Origin of the sequence: Streptomyces sp. NPDC097981 (genome assembly GCF_040302565.1) — a bacterium.
Lineage (GTDB): Bacteria > Actinomycetota > Actinomycetes > Streptomycetales > Streptomycetaceae > Streptomyces.
Genome location: NZ_JBEORW010000052.1, coordinates 1 through 13,910 on the forward strand (window position 1 = coordinate 1; position 13,910 = coordinate 13,910).

At 71.6% G+C, this 13,910-nt stretch carries 12 protein-coding genes and 1 pseudogene; 9 read left to right on the plus strand and 4 right to left on the minus strand.

Annotated elements, in window-relative coordinates; genetic code table 11:
• The first annotated feature begins 205 nt into the window (after positions 1–205).
• From ABTY04_RS34415 to ABTY04_RS34425, 3 genes are all read left to right on the plus strand, one after another.
• On the plus strand, positions 206–616 hold the full coding sequence (locus ABTY04_RS34415; RefSeq protein WP_352217379.1) for an NUDIX hydrolase: 411 nt from the start codon (positions 206–208) through the stop codon (positions 614–616).
• Positions 617–1,127: 511 nt separating this feature from the next.
• Positions 1,128–2,489: an MFS transporter gene (locus tag ABTY04_RS34420; RefSeq protein ID WP_352217380.1), complete on the plus strand. Its 1,362-nt coding sequence runs from the start codon at positions 1,128–1,130 to the stop codon at positions 2,487–2,489.
• A 94-nt stretch (positions 2,490–2,583) separates the two neighbouring features.
• On the plus strand, positions 2,584–3,507 hold the full coding sequence (locus tag ABTY04_RS34425; protein ID WP_352217381.1) for a hypothetical protein: 924 nt from the start codon (positions 2,584–2,586) through the stop codon (positions 3,505–3,507).
• On the opposite strand, the gene ABTY04_RS34430 is transcribed toward ABTY04_RS34425, so the two are convergent.
• A complete protein-coding gene (locus tag ABTY04_RS34430) occupies positions 3,455–3,751 on the minus strand; it encodes a winged helix-turn-helix transcriptional regulator (RefSeq protein ID WP_352217382.1) in 297 nt (98 codons plus the stop codon). The two genes, ABTY04_RS34425 and ABTY04_RS34430, sit on opposite strands and share 53 nt — an antisense overlap.
• Positions 3,752–4,084: 333 nt before the next feature.
• Here ABTY04_RS34430 and ABTY04_RS34435 point away from each other — a divergent pair, with 333 nt between their 5' ends.
• The 3 genes from ABTY04_RS34435 to ABTY04_RS34445 all read left to right on the plus strand — a co-directional run bounded on the left by ABTY04_RS34435 (position 4,085) and on the right by ABTY04_RS34445 (position 7,711).
• Positions 4,085–4,378, plus strand: a complete 294-nt coding sequence (locus ABTY04_RS34435; protein WP_352217383.1) for a DUF1330 domain-containing protein — start codon at positions 4,085–4,087, stop codon at positions 4,376–4,378.
• Positions 4,379–4,381: 3 nt separating this feature from the next.
• Positions 4,382–5,251 carry a PhzF family phenazine biosynthesis protein gene (locus ABTY04_RS34440; RefSeq protein ID WP_352217384.1) on the plus strand — a complete coding sequence of 290 codons (870 nt, stop codon included), beginning with the start codon at positions 4,382–4,384 and terminating at the stop codon, positions 5,249–5,251.
• A gap of 480 nt (positions 5,252–5,731) precedes the next feature.
• Positions 5,732–7,711 (plus strand): helix-turn-helix domain-containing protein, encoded by a 1,980-nt coding sequence (locus tag ABTY04_RS34445; protein WP_352217385.1) that lies wholly within the window; start codon positions 5,732–5,734, stop codon positions 7,709–7,711.
• Here the strand turns inward: ABTY04_RS34445 and ABTY04_RS34450 are convergent.
• Positions 7,693–8,410, minus strand: a pseudogene (locus tag ABTY04_RS34450) (MBL fold metallo-hydrolase). The gene ABTY04_RS34445 and the pseudogene ABTY04_RS34450 sit on opposite strands and share 19 nt — an antisense overlap.
• Before the next feature lie 101 nt (positions 8,411–8,511).
• Between ABTY04_RS34450 and ABTY04_RS34455 the strand changes: the two are divergent.
• On the plus strand, positions 8,512–9,435 hold the full coding sequence (locus tag ABTY04_RS34455) for an AraC family transcriptional regulator (protein ID WP_352217386.1): 924 nt from the start codon (positions 8,512–8,514) through the stop codon (positions 9,433–9,435).
• Positions 9,436–9,506: 71 nt separating this feature from the next.
• Here the strand turns inward: ABTY04_RS34455 and ABTY04_RS34460 are convergent, their stop codons facing one another.
• On the minus strand, positions 9,507–10,172 hold the full coding sequence (locus tag ABTY04_RS34460) for a DUF4360 domain-containing protein (RefSeq protein WP_502996777.1): 666 nt from the start codon (positions 10,170–10,172) through the stop codon (positions 9,507–9,509).
• 206 nt (positions 10,173–10,378) lie between these two features.
• Between ABTY04_RS34460 and ABTY04_RS34465 the strand changes: the two genes are divergently transcribed.
• The gene (locus tag ABTY04_RS34465; protein ID WP_352217387.1) at positions 10,379–12,286 is read left to right on the plus strand and encodes a glyoxal oxidase; all 1,908 of its coding nucleotides are present in this window, start codon (positions 10,379–10,381) and stop codon (positions 12,284–12,286) included.
• A gap of 24 nt (positions 12,287–12,310) precedes the next feature.
• On the opposite strand, the gene ABTY04_RS34470 is transcribed toward ABTY04_RS34465, so the two are convergent.
• Positions 12,311–12,835: a MarR family winged helix-turn-helix transcriptional regulator gene (locus ABTY04_RS34470; RefSeq protein ID WP_502996778.1), complete on the minus strand. Its 525-nt coding sequence runs from the start codon at positions 12,833–12,835 to the stop codon at positions 12,311–12,313.
• A gap of 87 nt (positions 12,836–12,922) precedes the next feature.
• On the opposite strand from ABTY04_RS34470, the gene ABTY04_RS34475 reads away from it, so the two are divergent.
• A complete protein-coding gene (locus ABTY04_RS34475) occupies positions 12,923–13,810 on the plus strand; it encodes an EamA family transporter (RefSeq protein ID WP_352217388.1) in 888 nt (295 codons plus the stop codon).
• The last annotated feature ends 100 nt before the right edge of the window (positions 13,811–13,910 follow it).

The window sequence follows — 13,910 nt, forward strand, 5'->3', positions numbered from 1 at the left end:
CTCAGAGCTCGAAGGCTCCGGCGTCGAAAGTGCTCACCTACCGGCGGCTACGGAACCGAGCATTCCCCGGTTCCGTAGCTCCCATTAGGCGTCGGGATGGCGCTTGACCTTCCGCTGTACCCAGTCAGGGCGAAGATTGCGCCGAGGACGATGGCATCCCGGCGCCGCACGGGGTGAGTGAACAGCACCCTTGATGGGAGACGGCATGGACAGTGGGCTCGGCGGAATGCCTGTGAGGGTGGCGGCCGCGGTGGTGGTCCACGAGGGCCGGGTCCTCTTGGTCCGCCGCCGGATCGCGGAGGGGAGCCTCTCGTGGCAGTTCCCGGCGGGCAAAGTCGAAGCGGGCGAGCCATGGGAAGAGGCCGCAGTGCGGGAGACGAAAGAGGAGACCGGTCTGGACGTGTCCGTGGTCGCCGTGCTGGGCGAGCGGATCCATCCCGTGACCGGGCGCCTGATGTCGTACGCCGCCTGCGACGTCATCGCTGGTACGGCACGCGCTGCTGCACCGGCTGAGATCGCCGAGGTCGCCTGGGCCGCCTTCTCCGAGCTGCCGACATATGTTCCGTACGGGCTCTTCGAGCCGGTACATCGATATCTGCAGGCTGCGATCAGCTGACCTTTAGTGGTCGCACCACACCGCATCGGCGCTGGCAATGCCGGTCGCCGCGGCCGCAGGCCAGAAATGCCCATTCGCACTGGCGCAGACGGCGCTGCGGACCGTGCACGGCCCCGAATGGCTGCACAATCGTCGACCACCTCGAAGCGAGCGCTCTGGCAGTCCTGTTCGGCACGGATGTCGGGGTTCAACGCTGCGTAGTCAGCACCAAACCAGCACGGGAAGGGATGCGAGGTGGGATGACGTGGGCTTTTGGTCAGCACCGAACCAGCACGGGAATCAGCAACGCGTCGTCAAAGTGCACCAAAGGCGGGCATTTTTGACAGCGCCAGATTTTGGGCCGATGAAGGTTTCGAGGAGCCTCGGCGGGGGGGGTCGGGTGGCGGTATGGGTGCCGCCCACATCCTCCCCGCGGGAAGTGTGGCGACCGGCACCATGTGCCGTTGACCTGGGCGTTTCTATGGTGTGGCGACACGGAATCGTCCCCGCCCCCAGTCCGGAAGTGGTACTCATGGCCGCCTCTGCCACACCGTCAGCGAGCCCCGGCAGCATCAAGAGAGTCGTCGCCGCCAGCCTCGTCGGGACCACCATCGAGTGGTACGACTTCTTTCTCTACGGCACTGCCGCCGCACTGGTGTTCAACAAGCTGTTCTTTCCGACCGGCGATCCGCTGACCGGCACGCTGATCGCCTTCATCACCTACGCCATCGGGTTCCTCGCCCGCCCGCTCGGCGGCGTGGTGTTCGGGCACTTCGGGGACAGGGCCGGGCGCAAGAAGCTGCTGGTGCTCAGCCTGCTCATGATGGGCGGGGCCACCTTCGCGATGGGGCTGCTGCCCACGTACGCGAGCATCGGCGTCGGGGCCCCCGTGCTGCTCACCGCCTTGCGGCTGGTGCAGGGCTTCGCCCTCGGCGGCGAGTGGGGCGGGGCCGTGCTGATCGTCTCCGAGCACGGCGGGGCCGAGCACCGCGGGTTCTGGGCCTCCTGGCCGCAGTCGGGTGCGCCGGGCGGGAACCTGCTGGCCACCGGGGTGCTCGCCCTCCTCGCCGGCGTGCAGTCCGATGCGGCGTTCCTGGCCTGGGGCTGGCGCATCCCCTTCCTGCTCTCCGGCGTCCTGGTGATCGTCGGACTGTGGATCCGCCTCTCGGTCTCCGAGTCCCCCGTCTTCCTCGCCGCACAGGCCGCCCGGCAGGGACGTCGGGAGAAGGCCCCCGTCGTCGAGGTGTTCCGCAACAGCCGGCGCCAGGTGCTGACCGCCATCGGCACCCGGTTCGGCGAGAACATCTCGTACTACGTCCTGACCTCCTTCCTCCTGGTGTACGTCACCTCCCACCTCGGCCTGCCGAAGAGCACCGCGCTCAACGCCGTCCTGATCGGCTCGGCCGTCCACTTCGCCGCCATCCCGGCCTGGGGCGCACTCTCGGACCGGATCGGCCGACGCCCGGTGACGCTGATCGGCTCGGCCGGCATGGCCCTCTGGGCGTTCGGGTTCTTTGCGCTGGTCGACACGGAGTCCTTCGCCGTCATCACCGTGGCCGTCACCGCCGGGCTGCTCCTGCACGGCGCCATGTACGGCCCCCAAGCGGCCTTCATCTCCGAGATGTTCGACACCGACGTCCGCTACTCCGGCGCCTCAATGGGCTCGCAGCTCGCCTCGATCGTCGCCGGAGCGCTGGCGCCCGTCATCGCCGTCGAGCTCCTCAAGGACTACGGCTCCTCCGTTCCCGTATCCCTCTACCTCTGTGCGGCCGCCGTGGTGACCACCCTCACCGTCGCCTTCGCCCAGGAGACCCGGGGCCGCGATCTGACCCGGGCCCGAACCGGGCCCCCCGGGGGTGTGACCCAGATACGCTCCAAACAGGCCATGGGATGATCTTGGCGGCGTGAGGGGGCGCCACCGTCACCCGTTCAGCCCAGCGTCGTTGATGGTGACGTTGGGCTGTCGTCTGGGGCCGGGGTAGTGGGCTGTGACCTCGATTGAGCGGACCGCGTATCCGGCGCTGATCGTCAACCACCGCACGCTGTTGCAGCACGTCGATGCCGACGGTCCCGCCCAGCAGGCGAAAGCCAAGGCAGGTCAGCTGGCCGCCGCGGTGACGACGCAGGCCGGTGGGCTGCCGGCGGTGCTGCGGGCGGTGGACGGCTTTGGCGGGTTCGATGGGCAGTACGAGCAGATCGAGAAGGTCTCCGCGCACCACGGCGACTACTGGGAGGTGCTGCTGTACGGGCACCTACGCAAGGACCGGGCGGTGATGTACGACTTCACCAAGCTCGTGGAGCTGGTGTCCACCACCGACGACACGAAGGTCCTGGACGCGCTGGAACACGCGCGGCGGCACAAGCTCACCCGGGACTTCATCCCCGACACCAACGCGGAGGGCAAGGAGCTCGACGTCTCCTTCGCGACGAAGGACTGGCAGAAGGCGAGCCGGGACAAGAACCGGCCCGGCCGCTTCGTACGGCGCCACTTCGAGGCGATGGTCTTCCACGCCCTCGCCGAAGCGCTGCGGACCGGAGATGTGGCCGTGGCCGGCTCCGAGGAGCACGCCGACTGGAACGACCAGCTGCTCCCCATGAACGTCGTGGAGGCGAAACTGCCCGCTTATCTGGTCGAGGTCGGCCTGGTGGAGCCGGGCGAGGAGATGTCGTATGACGCGGCGAGCTTCCTGCGGCAGCTGCAGGACCGGCTGACCGCCGCGGCGGCGGCAGCGGATGCCGGCTACCCCGACAACGAGGGTCTGATCATCGTCAGCGACCGAGGGTTTCTCGCAGGCCGCGTGAGCCCGTGTCCCGAGTCGGCGGCCGTCAGATCACCGCTCCACCTGGTCGGGGTGGCCTTCACGTCTCCGTGGGCTCCTGATCGTTGTGTTCTTGCTCCTGCGCCCAGGTGATCGCCCATTCGTCGAGCGGACGGAGGGCGTGACCGAGTGCTGTCCCCAGCCGAGTGAGCTCGTAGCCATCGGCCGAGGGCGCGATGATCCCGCTCGATGCGAGTTCGCGGAGCCGCTGGTAGAGGACGCTGGATGACAGCCCTTCGCACCGTGCCAGCAGCGCGCGGGCGCCGAGCGGACCCGCACGCAGTTCCCAGAGAATTCGCAGCGCCCACCGACGGCCGAACAGGTCCATCGCGGCCATGAGGGGACGGCCAGTCGTCGATCCACGAACCGGTGCTCCTGGGCGTGGCGTCGGCATGGCCCTCCTTGCGTTTCTTTATTCGAAACACTAGCATCCACCCGGCGTTTCTGATTTCGAAACGAACTCGACAGGAGAGCAGATGTCGCGGACAGCCCTGCTGGAACCGCCGTACACCTACCAGGCCGGCGCACTGCTCGCGCGCATGACACCGCGGCGCTGGTCGGCATCGGCGCCATGGTGATCACGACGCTGACAAGCCTCGCTCTCGCCCGCCGACGCTCGTCCGAGACCAACCCGTAAGTCAGATGCACTCATCCCAACACTGGAGGTTCCATGCCCAAGGGCTACTGGGTCAGCATCTACCGCACGATTTCAGATCCTGAGAAGCTGGCTGCTTACAACAAGCTGGCTCGCCTGGCCGTCGAGGCCGGGGGCGGTCGGGTCCTCGTCCGTGGCGGTCGGGTCGTGGCGCATGACGCCGGAATCGCCGAGCGCACCGTCCTGATCGAGTTCGACAGCTTCGAGCAGGCCGTCGCGGTGCGCGAGAGTGCGGCCTACCAGGAGGCGCTGGTCGCCCTCTCCGACGGCGTCGAGCGCGACTTCCGCATCGTCGAAGGCATCGACTGACCGGTGTCCTGGCCGGATGTCACGGTGGTTGATGCGTGCGTGCGGCGCGACGGCCGGGGCGGTAGCCCCACGGCCGTCACCGACGACGACCCGGCGGCGACGGACGCGGACCGGCGTGCGGTCGCTGCTGCGGCCGGCACCTCGCACGCGGCGTTCCTCGGCCCGGGGCGGGCGCCGGACGGTGGCCGGCCGGTCCGGTTCTTCACCGCCACCGCCGAACTGTCCGGCTGCGGCCACGGCACTGTTGCCGCGCAGGCCGTCCGGTTGACCCGCACCGCGCTGGGCGAGCTGAACGACCGCCAACACACCGGCGGGCGCACGTTCGACACCGTCGCGATCCGCCGTCCCGCCGGCATCGAGGTGTGGTTCGACCAGGGCCTCGTCGCGCTGCGTCACCCGGCACCGGACGAGCGCGCCGCGATCGTCACCGCGCTCGGGCTCACCGCGGACGATCCGCATCCGACCGACGCGCCACGGATCGCCGCGCCCGGCGCACCACGCATGCTGGTACCGGTCCACGACCGGTCGGCGCTGCTCCGGGTCCGCCCACACCTCGGCAGGCTGACAGCGGCGTGCCGGCGGTACGGGCTCCTCGGCTGTTTCGTGTACGTACCGCCGGTGGGCGACCGACCGGGTGCGGCGCGGATGTTCGCGCCGGCGATCGGTGTCGACGAGGACGTCGCCAACGCCAACAGCACCGGCTGCCTGGCCGCCCACCTGCTCGACACGACAGGGGCGCAGACGGTCGCGATCGAGGTGGAGCAGGGCGACACCCTCGGTCGACCGGCCAGCGTGCTCGCTTCGGCCCGACGCGGGCCGGCGGGCATCACGACCCGGGTCGGCGGGTTGGCGGTGGTCCGCGACGGGCACTGAGGCGACGACCGGACCGTCCTCTTCTGCGATCCGCGCATGGGGCTGGGGCCGTCCGCTGCGGTCAAGCGTTGGCACCCGGTGGCGGCCGCAGCCCCGACCGACGCACCGAGCCGGGGCCGGTCGAGACGATGACCGGCTCGCCGGAAGGGCGGCGGCCCGAACAAGAACGAAAAGGAGACGACAGTAGGTACGAGTCGCACCAGTACGACGTGATCGGCCATCAGCCCCGAGCCCCTGCCACAGATGTCGCCAGACTTGACCGAGCTCTTCGAAAACTCCTGCGTGAACGCCGGCAGGAACCCGTCCGTCGCCTCGCTCTACCGCGCGCTCGCCGAGGCCGACTAGACCAAGATCATCCCATGGCCTGTTGGGGCCGTATCCGGGTCACACCCCCGCAGCCTCCGCCGACCGGACGGCTCCGCTTCCGGCCGCCGCGGATCCGGCCTGACGGTACCCGGCCGGCCACGGGAGAATGCCGCCATGACCTCCGCGAAGGAATCAGCCCCCGGCCAGCCGGCAACCGCCCTGCGGGAGCTGCTCGAACTGCTGCGCCGCGGCGCGCCGGTCGAGCAGTTCACCCGGCCCGCCGGGGACGCCCGGGCCGCCGGGGCGGGCCCCGCCGAGCAGGCCCTCGTGGAGGAGGCCACGCGGGTGGCGCTGGACATCCGGCGCACCCTCGACCAGCACCGGCGGCGGGAGGCCGAGCTCACGGCCCTGTTCGACACGGCCGGCGACCTCGCCGCCCTGCGCGACCTGGACGCGGTGCTGCGGGCCATCGTCCACCGGGCCCGCATGCTGCTGGGCACCGATATCGCGTACATGACCCTCAACGACCCGGCCGTCGGCGATACGTTCATGCGCGTCACCGACGGCTCGGTGTCGGCCGCCTTCCAGCAGCTGCGGCTCGGCATGGGCGAAGGGCTCGGCGGTCTGGTCGCCCAGACCGCCCGCCCGTACGCCAGCGCCGACTACCGCACCGACGACCGCTTCCGGCACACGGACACCATCGACAACGGGGTCCGCGAGGAGGGCCTGCGCGGCATCCTCGGCGTTCCGTTGCGCGTCGGGACCCGGGTGATCGGGGTGCTGTACGCCGCGGACCGGGCGGTCCGCGACTTCGCCCCCGACGCGGTCGCGCTCCTCTCCTCCCTCGCCGACCACGCCGCGGTGGCCATCGACAGTGCCCGGCTGCTCGAAGAGACCCGCGCCGCCCTCGTGGAACTCGGCGTCGCCACCGAGACCGCCCGTGCCCGGAGCGAGGCGGTGCGGCTCGCCGCCGAGACGCACGACCGCCTCACCCGCCTCGTCCTGCGCGGCGGCGACGTGGCCGACGTCGCCCGGGAGGTCGCCGCCCTGCTGGGCGGCAGCCTGGTCGTGCACGATGCCGACGGCGCCGAGCTCGCGCGGGTCGGCCCGGATCCGGTCGTCCCCCCGGCCCCCGCCCTGGACGCGTCGCGCTCCGGCGGCCGGGCGGTCGCGGCGGACGGCGTCTGGGTATGCGCCGTGCTGGCCGGGCCGGAGCTGCTGGGCAGTATCACCCTCGGCGGGCGCGGCGACCTGCCCGACAGCGAGCGGCGGCTGTTCGAACGCGCCGGCCTGGTGACGGCGCTCCTGCTCCTGCTGCGCCGCTCCATCGCCCACGCCGAGGACCGGGTCCGCGGCGAACTCCTCGGCGACCTGCTCGCTCCGGCGGCGCCCGGCCGTGTCCGCGACACCGGCAGCCAGACCCTCCGGGCCCGCAAACTCGGGGTCGACCTCACCCGCCCGCACGCCCTCGTGGTGCTGCACTGCGACGCCGCGCTGCGGTCCCGGCTGGCGACGGAGGCCGCCCGCCACGCGAGGGCCCGCGACGGGCTGGCCGGGCTGCACCAGGGCCACGTCGTCCTCCTCGCCCCGACGGACAGCCCGGGCCCGCTCGCCCGGGCGCTCGCCGCCGAGCTCGGCCAGGCCCTGGGCACGCCGGTCACCGCGGGCTCCGCCGGGCCCGCCGCCGGCCCGGACGGGCTGCCGGGCACGTACGCCGAGGCGCTGCGCTGCCTCGAAGCCCTGCACGCCCTCGGCCACACCGGCGACGGGGCCGGCCTGCCCGACCTCGGGTTCCTCGGGGTGCTCCTCGGCGACCGGGCGGACGTGGGCGCGTACGTCGAGCGGGTACTGGGGCCGGTCATCGCGTACGACACGCAGCGCGGGACCGAACTGATCCGCACGCTGGAGGCGTACTTCGCGCAGGGCGCCAGCCTGGCCCGTACGAAGGACGCCCTCCACCTGCACGTCAACACCGTGGTGCAGCGGCTGGACCGGGTCCGGCAGATCCTGGGCGAGGACTGGAACAGCCCCGCCGGGGCCCTGGAGGTCCAGCTCGCCCTGAGGATCCTGCGGTTGGCCGCGGCCCGGCCCCGCCCGGTGCCGGGCCCGTCGATGCCGCACTCCCCCGCGACCCCTTACCCGACGTCGAAGTAGCCCGCCCACGCTCCGAGGCCGAACTCCTGCCCCTGGCGGCGGACTTCGACCGCGCCCGTGCCGCCGAAGTGGGCGGGTACGAGCAACTCCGCCTCGTCGGCGGCGCGTTCGAGGATCCGGCGGCGGCTGGCGGCGGCCTGCGCAGGGTCCAGGCAGAAGCAGCTGTTGCAAGCGGGCTCGCCGGTCGTCTTCCCGGACCGCGCCGCCGTACGCGTTCACCGGCCCGAAGTGGTGGTCGTCCGCTGCCGGTACGAGGTACTGGGCGTTGGGGAAGGCCTGCACCCAACCGCCGTCCGCGGCGACGGTGTTCCAGCCGACGTGGTCGCCGTGGATGTGGGTGTTCACGACGATGTCGACGTCCTCCGGGCGGACTCCCGCCCGCGCCAGTTCCCCGAGGAAATCACCCTGCCTTTGGTGGAACAGCGGCGAACCGGGCCGCTCCCGCCCGTTGCCCACTCCCGTGTCGACCAGGACGGTCTTCCCGGCGCTGCGCAGGACCCAGGTCTGCAGGGCGAGGACCGCCCGGTCGGTGTCCGTCTCCCAGTGGTCCGGCGACAGCCAGTCCTCGTTCTCCTTCCACACTTCGGCCCCAACCCCCGGCACGAGGCCGTTCGTGGGCCCCAACGGCCCGTGCCACTCGATGACCCGGGTGACCTCGACGTCGCCCAGCATGATGCTCTGCCTGCTCTCGCTCTTCATGTCGTCGAGCCTAGAAAGGGTGGCTGAGCCTCTCAATGCCCGCCCGGCTCATGTGAATACGCAGTCGGCTCATCCCCGAGGTATACGGCTTCCCTGGCCCCATGGATGTGGTGAGCGACGCCATCGCGGCCGTACGGATCGGGCAGCCCTCCTCCAACCGGGTGAGGGTGAACGGGAGTTGGTGCGCGCGCTTCGCCCCGTACGACGGCGCCGGCTTCCACGTGGTACTGGAGGGCAGCTGCTGGCTGCTGCCCGACGGGGGCGGGGCACCGGTCTCCCTCGGCGCCGGCGACGCCGTTCTGCTGCCGCACGGCACGGGGCACGTCATCGCCGATTCCCCCGCCGACGCGGCGACCGTGGCGCGGGCGGTGCCGTTCGAGCTCCGGCCGGACGGGATGCTGCCGGGGAGCGCCGCGGCCGTCTCCGGCCGGGTGGAGATGCTGTGCGGCAAGTACCGGCTCGACCGCAGCCGCGTCCACCCGCTCATGCTGGAGCTGCCGAAGGTGGTCCACCTGCCGAACCGGGTCGGCTCGTACCCCGAACTGCGTGCGGCGATCACGCTGCTGGGCGGCGAGCTGAGCGAGCAGCGGCCGGGGGCCTGCATCGCGGTCCCGAGCCTGCTCGACCTCCTGCTCGTCTACATGATCCGCTCCTGGATGGCCGAGGGCTCGGGCGGAGCCTGGTCGGCCGTGCTGGGCGACCCGGTCGCGGCCGCCGCCCTGCGGGCACTGCACTCGGACCCGGCCGCGCCCTGGACCAACGACCGGCTGGCGGCAGCGGCGGGTGTCTCCCGGCCCACGCTGGCGCGCCGGTTCACCGCGCTGGTGGGGCGCCCGCCGATGGCGTACCTCACGTGGTGGCGGTTGACGTACGCCGCCACCTTGCTACGGGACACCCCGGACCCGCTGGCCGCGATCGCGCGCCGGGTCGGTTACGGCACGCCATACGCCTTCTCGCACGCCTTCAGCAGGGAGTTCGGAACGACACCGGGCCGCTACCGGGCCGGGGCGGCAGAGGCCTCGTAGGTGCCGGGCGCCCGTGAGCGGCGGGGCGGATCACCGCCACCGCCGCCCGGGGCGTCCCGGGACCTGCCGACTCAGCGGCGGACCGGGCACTGCTTCCAGGAGAAGTGGTACACCGTGCTGATGCTGCCGTCCGTGGAGTCCACCGTCATGTAGCTGGTCTTGGTCTTGTCGGAGGTCCCCACCTCCGCGCGCAGCTCGGTGTTGATGTTGAAGTTGCGCTGCTCGCCGCAGGGGGCGAAGACGAGGGCCTCGATGCCGGTGGTGTCGGTCACCTGCCAGTTGTCTTCGAGCGCACCATGGAACTGGTGGGTCCGGTTGGCGGTCTGACTCATGCCCTGGAAGTAGTAACTGGCCTTCTGCGTGCCGACCGCCCCCTCCTCCAGCTGGGCATAGCCCCGGTAGTCGACGTGGGACACCGCATAGGTGTAGCCCTGCGGGACGTGCACGAGGAGGGAGAGGAGGCAGTTCTTGCGGCCTGCGGTGGCGAGGCTGTCCCCGCCGACGGAGGCCAGGTACTCGCTGTAGGTGACGGTGAAGGCCGAGTTGTCGGGGGCAACGGCGACGGTGGCGCTGCCGGGACGGCAACCCGAGCCGTTGACCGAGGCGACGTCGACGGCCACCCGGCCGGGGGGCGCGGCGGTGGCGGTGGCGGTGGCCGAGGGGGAGAGCGTGACGAGGCATCCGGTCACGGCGACGGCGGTCAGTGCGGTGCGAGCGGTGCGAGGTGACTTGATCACGTCGCCATGGATAGCCGCCGAGCGCCGGCGGGTACTCCGCCTCACCCGGTCGGACGACCCGGTTCACCGGAGAAACGATTCGGCAGTCCAGATCGGACGGCCGAACGGCCCACGCGGCACACCACTTCACCCGCCCCACTCACGTCATTCCCTATCAAATCCGGCATTTCTCATATCATGGGCTCCCCGTCGACGGAGGAGAGCCCATGCCCGGTCCGCTGGTACGGCGGTCCGCCGTGCTGACCGCCTGCGCGGCCGCGGCCGCCGCCCTGGGCGCGCTGGGCCCCCTGGCCGCCGCTCCGTCCGCCGCGGCCAGGTCCGCGGCCACAGCGAAAACAATGGCGACGGCTCCCCGGCACGAATCCCCGCCGGGGCGCCGGCACACCGGCGACGACGCCGTCCGGGTCGAGGCGGACGCCGACGAGGCCGCCATCCTCGGCGAGGAGCACGCCCGCGCCCACGCGCAACGGCGGGCCGCCCTGAGCGGCCCCGAGGATTACCCGCAGTCGAAGCGCACCGCGAGCCTGGCCTCCCTCACCGCCTCACAGCAGCAGGCCAACGCCGCCTTCTCCGCAGCCCTGTCCGGCCGGTTCACGGACTTCTTCCCCTCCCCCGACTTCGGCGTCCACACCGCCCTGCTGCCCACGGGCAAGGTGCTGCTCTTCTCGTTCGAGCGCGTGGAGGTCAACCCCACCAAGGAGACCGGGCCCACCAACCGGATCGGCCGGACCAACGCGGGCCGCGCCTTCCTGTGGGACCCGGCCAAGGGCACCGGGGCGCGGGCGTTCAAGAAGGTGGAGCCCCCGACCATCCTGATGCCCGACGGTACGAACACCCCGCGCCCGGCCCCGTTCTTCTGTGCGGGGCACGCCTTCCTGCCCAACGGCATGGTCGGCGTGTTCGGCGGCAACACCGGCGGCAAGGGCGGCAGCGGCGCCAAGCTGTCCTTCGTGTTCGACCCGTGGACCGAGAGCTGGTTCCGCAACCAGGACATGTCCGTGGGGCGCTGGTACCCGTCGGCCGTGACGGGCGCGGACGGGCGCCAGATCATCATGTCCGGCCAGTCCGAGCGCGGTACGGGCACGCCGACCCCGGTCGTGGAGCGCTTCCCCGCACTGCGCCATCCCGTGCCCTGGCGGACGTACGACATCCCGGTCGGCCTGGCCGCGGAGCGGCTGCGGGCGGATGCCCCGTTCCGCAACGACTATCCGCAGCTGTTCTCGCTGCGCGACGGCATGATCTACGGTCTCGGCCGCGACGCCGATCAGCAGTGGCTGTTCGACCCGGTCAAGGAGACCCGGACCGATCTGCCCCGGCGGCCCGCCGACTTCCGCGGCTACGGCTCGGCCGTGCCGCTGCCGGCCGGGTTCCGCGGCCCCGACTCCGTGCTGGTGCTCGGCGGCGATCCGCGCGACCCGAACACCTACCGGCTGTCCGGCGGCCGGTGGACCACCGAGGAGCCGCGGGCCTTCGGCCGCACGCAGGACGACACGCTGATCCTGCCGGACGGCACACTGCTCACGGTCAACGGCGCCCTGGACACCCGTGACTACGGGCACGGGCCGTTCAACCCGCAGGCCGATCTCAAGTACCGGCAGATCGAACTGCGCGATGCGCAGGGCCACTGGGGGCCGGGACCGGTGCAGCGGCTGCCCCGCGGCTACCACTCCAACGCCCTGGTGCTCCCGGACGGCCGAATCGTGGTCACCGGTGACGAGCTCCAGCAGATCGCCAACGACCCCGACATCGGGGACGAGATGGACGGCAGCATCGAGCTCTACGAGCCCGCGTACCTGCACCGGGGCGGCCGGCCGGCGCTGGACCGGGTGCCCGGGGGCGAGCTGGACTACGGGGCGGCCTTCGAGGTGCGCAGTTCCACGGCGGCGAAGGTCACCCGCGCGGTTCTCCTGGCGCCGACCACCGTCACCCATGCGGTGAACACCAGCCAGCGCCATCTGGAACTCCCGGTCACCGGCGTGCGCGGCACCGCGATCGGCCTCCGGACACCGCCGAGTGCGGCGGACGCCCCGCCGGGGTACTACATGCTGTTCCTGCTCGACGGGAAGGGGGTCCCGAGCATCGCGAAGTGGGTCAAGCTCGGCGGCCGCCGGTGACACCCCGGCCCCCTGCTTCCCGGCTCAGGGCGCGGGCGGCGGCTCGACCCGGGCCAGCCAGGCGGTGAGCAGCGACTCCAATTGTGCGGCCTGGTGCGGGGTCAGGCCTTCGAGCAGGCTCCGCTCGTTCTCCATGTGCTCGGTGAACGCACGGTCGATCAGCTCGCGCCCCGCCGGGGTGAGCGCGACCACGCGCCCCCGGCCGTCGGCGGCCGAACGCCGGCGCGCGACGAGGCCGTCCCGTTCGAGCCGGTCGATCCGCTTGGTCATCGCGCCCGTCGTCACCATGGTGTGCACCGCCAGTTCGCCGGGCGCCCGCTCGTACGGTTCGCCCGCGCGGCGCAGGGCCGCCAGCACGTCGAACTCCCCCTCGCTCAGGCCGTAGCGGCGGTAGACGAGGCAGAGGCGGTCCGTCAGCAGCAGGCCGAGCCGGTGCAGCCGCCCGATCACGCCCTGCGGGGCGACGTCGACGTCCGGGCGCTCACGGGCCCACTCGGCCTGGATGCGGGCGACATGGTCGGCGGGTGCCACCGGGCCTTCCTGCCGCACCCCCCGGGGCCCCTGGTCTTCCTGCGGTTCCTTCGATCGCTGCTTCACCGCACCAGTATAGCTTCCACGGAAGCTATTATGTCTTCCATGGAAGCTAATCTACGGTGGCCGCTGGTCACGGCGGTCGCACCGATCGCATGGGGCACCAACTACTACGTCACCCGGGAGTTCCTGCCCGCCGGCCAACCGCTGTACGGAGCGGTCTTCCGGGCGCTGCCGGCCGGCCTGCTGCTCCTGGCCGCCCGCCGGAAGCTGCCCGGCGGATCCTGGTGGTGGAAGTCCCTGCTGCTCGGCTTCCTCAACATGGGCGGGTTCTTCGCACTGGTCTACGTCTCCGCGCAGCGGCTGCCCACCAGCGCGGCGTCGACCGTCATGGCGACGGCGCCGCTGGTGATGATGCTGTTCGCCTGGGCGCTGATCGCCGAGCGGCCCGGGGCGCGCCAGTTGGCCGGCGCCTGCCTCGGCGTGGCAGGGGTGTCCCTGATGCTGCTCACCGGGACCGTGCCGATGGACTTCCTCGGCGTCCTGGCCTCCGTGGCCGCCATGGCGATGTCCTCGCTCGGCTACGTCCTCGCCAAGCGGTGGAGCGCGCGGGTCGAGGTGCTCGCCTCGACCGCATGGCAGTTGACGGGCGGCGGGCTCCTGCTGCTGCCGCTCGCCGTCGCCGTGGAGGGGAAACCGCCGGCCCTCGACGGTCCGGCGCTGCTCGGATTCGCTTACGTCACGGCCGTCGCGACGGCGCTGGCCTTCGCCGCCTGGTTCGCCGGCCTGCGACACCTGCCGGCCGCGGCGGTCGGGCTGCTGGGGCTGCTGAACCCGGTCACGGGCGTCCTGTTGGGCACGGCGATCGCCGGAGAGACGCTCACCTTCCGACAGATCTGTGGGCTCGCGCTGACCCTGGCGGGCATCATCAGCGGGCGGAGGGGAGGATTCCTCACCGCTCGTGACGAGGGGAATTCGGCAGGTAGTAATTAGGTGAATCCCCGACTGAATTGCCGTCAACAAGGGTCCACCCCATATCTCGATTTGATAACGACATCGCCGAAAAGGCCTGGACCATTAACGGCCTACGCGC

Excerpts from the sequence above, each read along its gene's own strand:
- ABTY04_RS34465 (WP_352217387.1), top strand. The coding sequence starts at position 10,379 with ATGCCCGGTCCGCTGGTACGGCGGTCCGCCGTGCTGACCGCCTGCGCG.
- ABTY04_RS34420 (WP_352217380.1), top strand. The coding sequence starts at position 1,128 with ATGGCCGCCTCTGCCACACCGTCAGCGAGCCCCGGCAGCATCAAGAGA.
- ABTY04_RS34435 (WP_352217383.1), top strand. The coding sequence starts at position 4,085 with ATGCCCAAGGGCTACTGGGTCAGCATCTACCGCACGATTTCAGATCCT.
- ABTY04_RS34455 (WP_352217386.1), top strand. The coding sequence starts at position 8,512 with ATGGATGTGGTGAGCGACGCCATCGCGGCCGTACGGATCGGGCAGCCC.
- ABTY04_RS34415 (WP_352217379.1), top strand. The coding sequence starts at position 206 with ATGGACAGTGGGCTCGGCGGAATGCCTGTGAGGGTGGCGGCCGCGGTG.
- ABTY04_RS34430 (WP_352217382.1), bottom strand. The coding sequence starts at position 3,751 with ATGGCCGCGATGGACCTGTTCGGCCGTCGGTGGGCGCTGCGAATTCTC.
- ABTY04_RS34445 (WP_352217385.1), top strand. The coding sequence starts at position 5,732 with ATGACCTCCGCGAAGGAATCAGCCCCCGGCCAGCCGGCAACCGCCCTG.
- ABTY04_RS34475 (WP_352217388.1), top strand. The coding sequence starts at position 12,923 with ATGGAAGCTAATCTACGGTGGCCGCTGGTCACGGCGGTCGCACCGATC.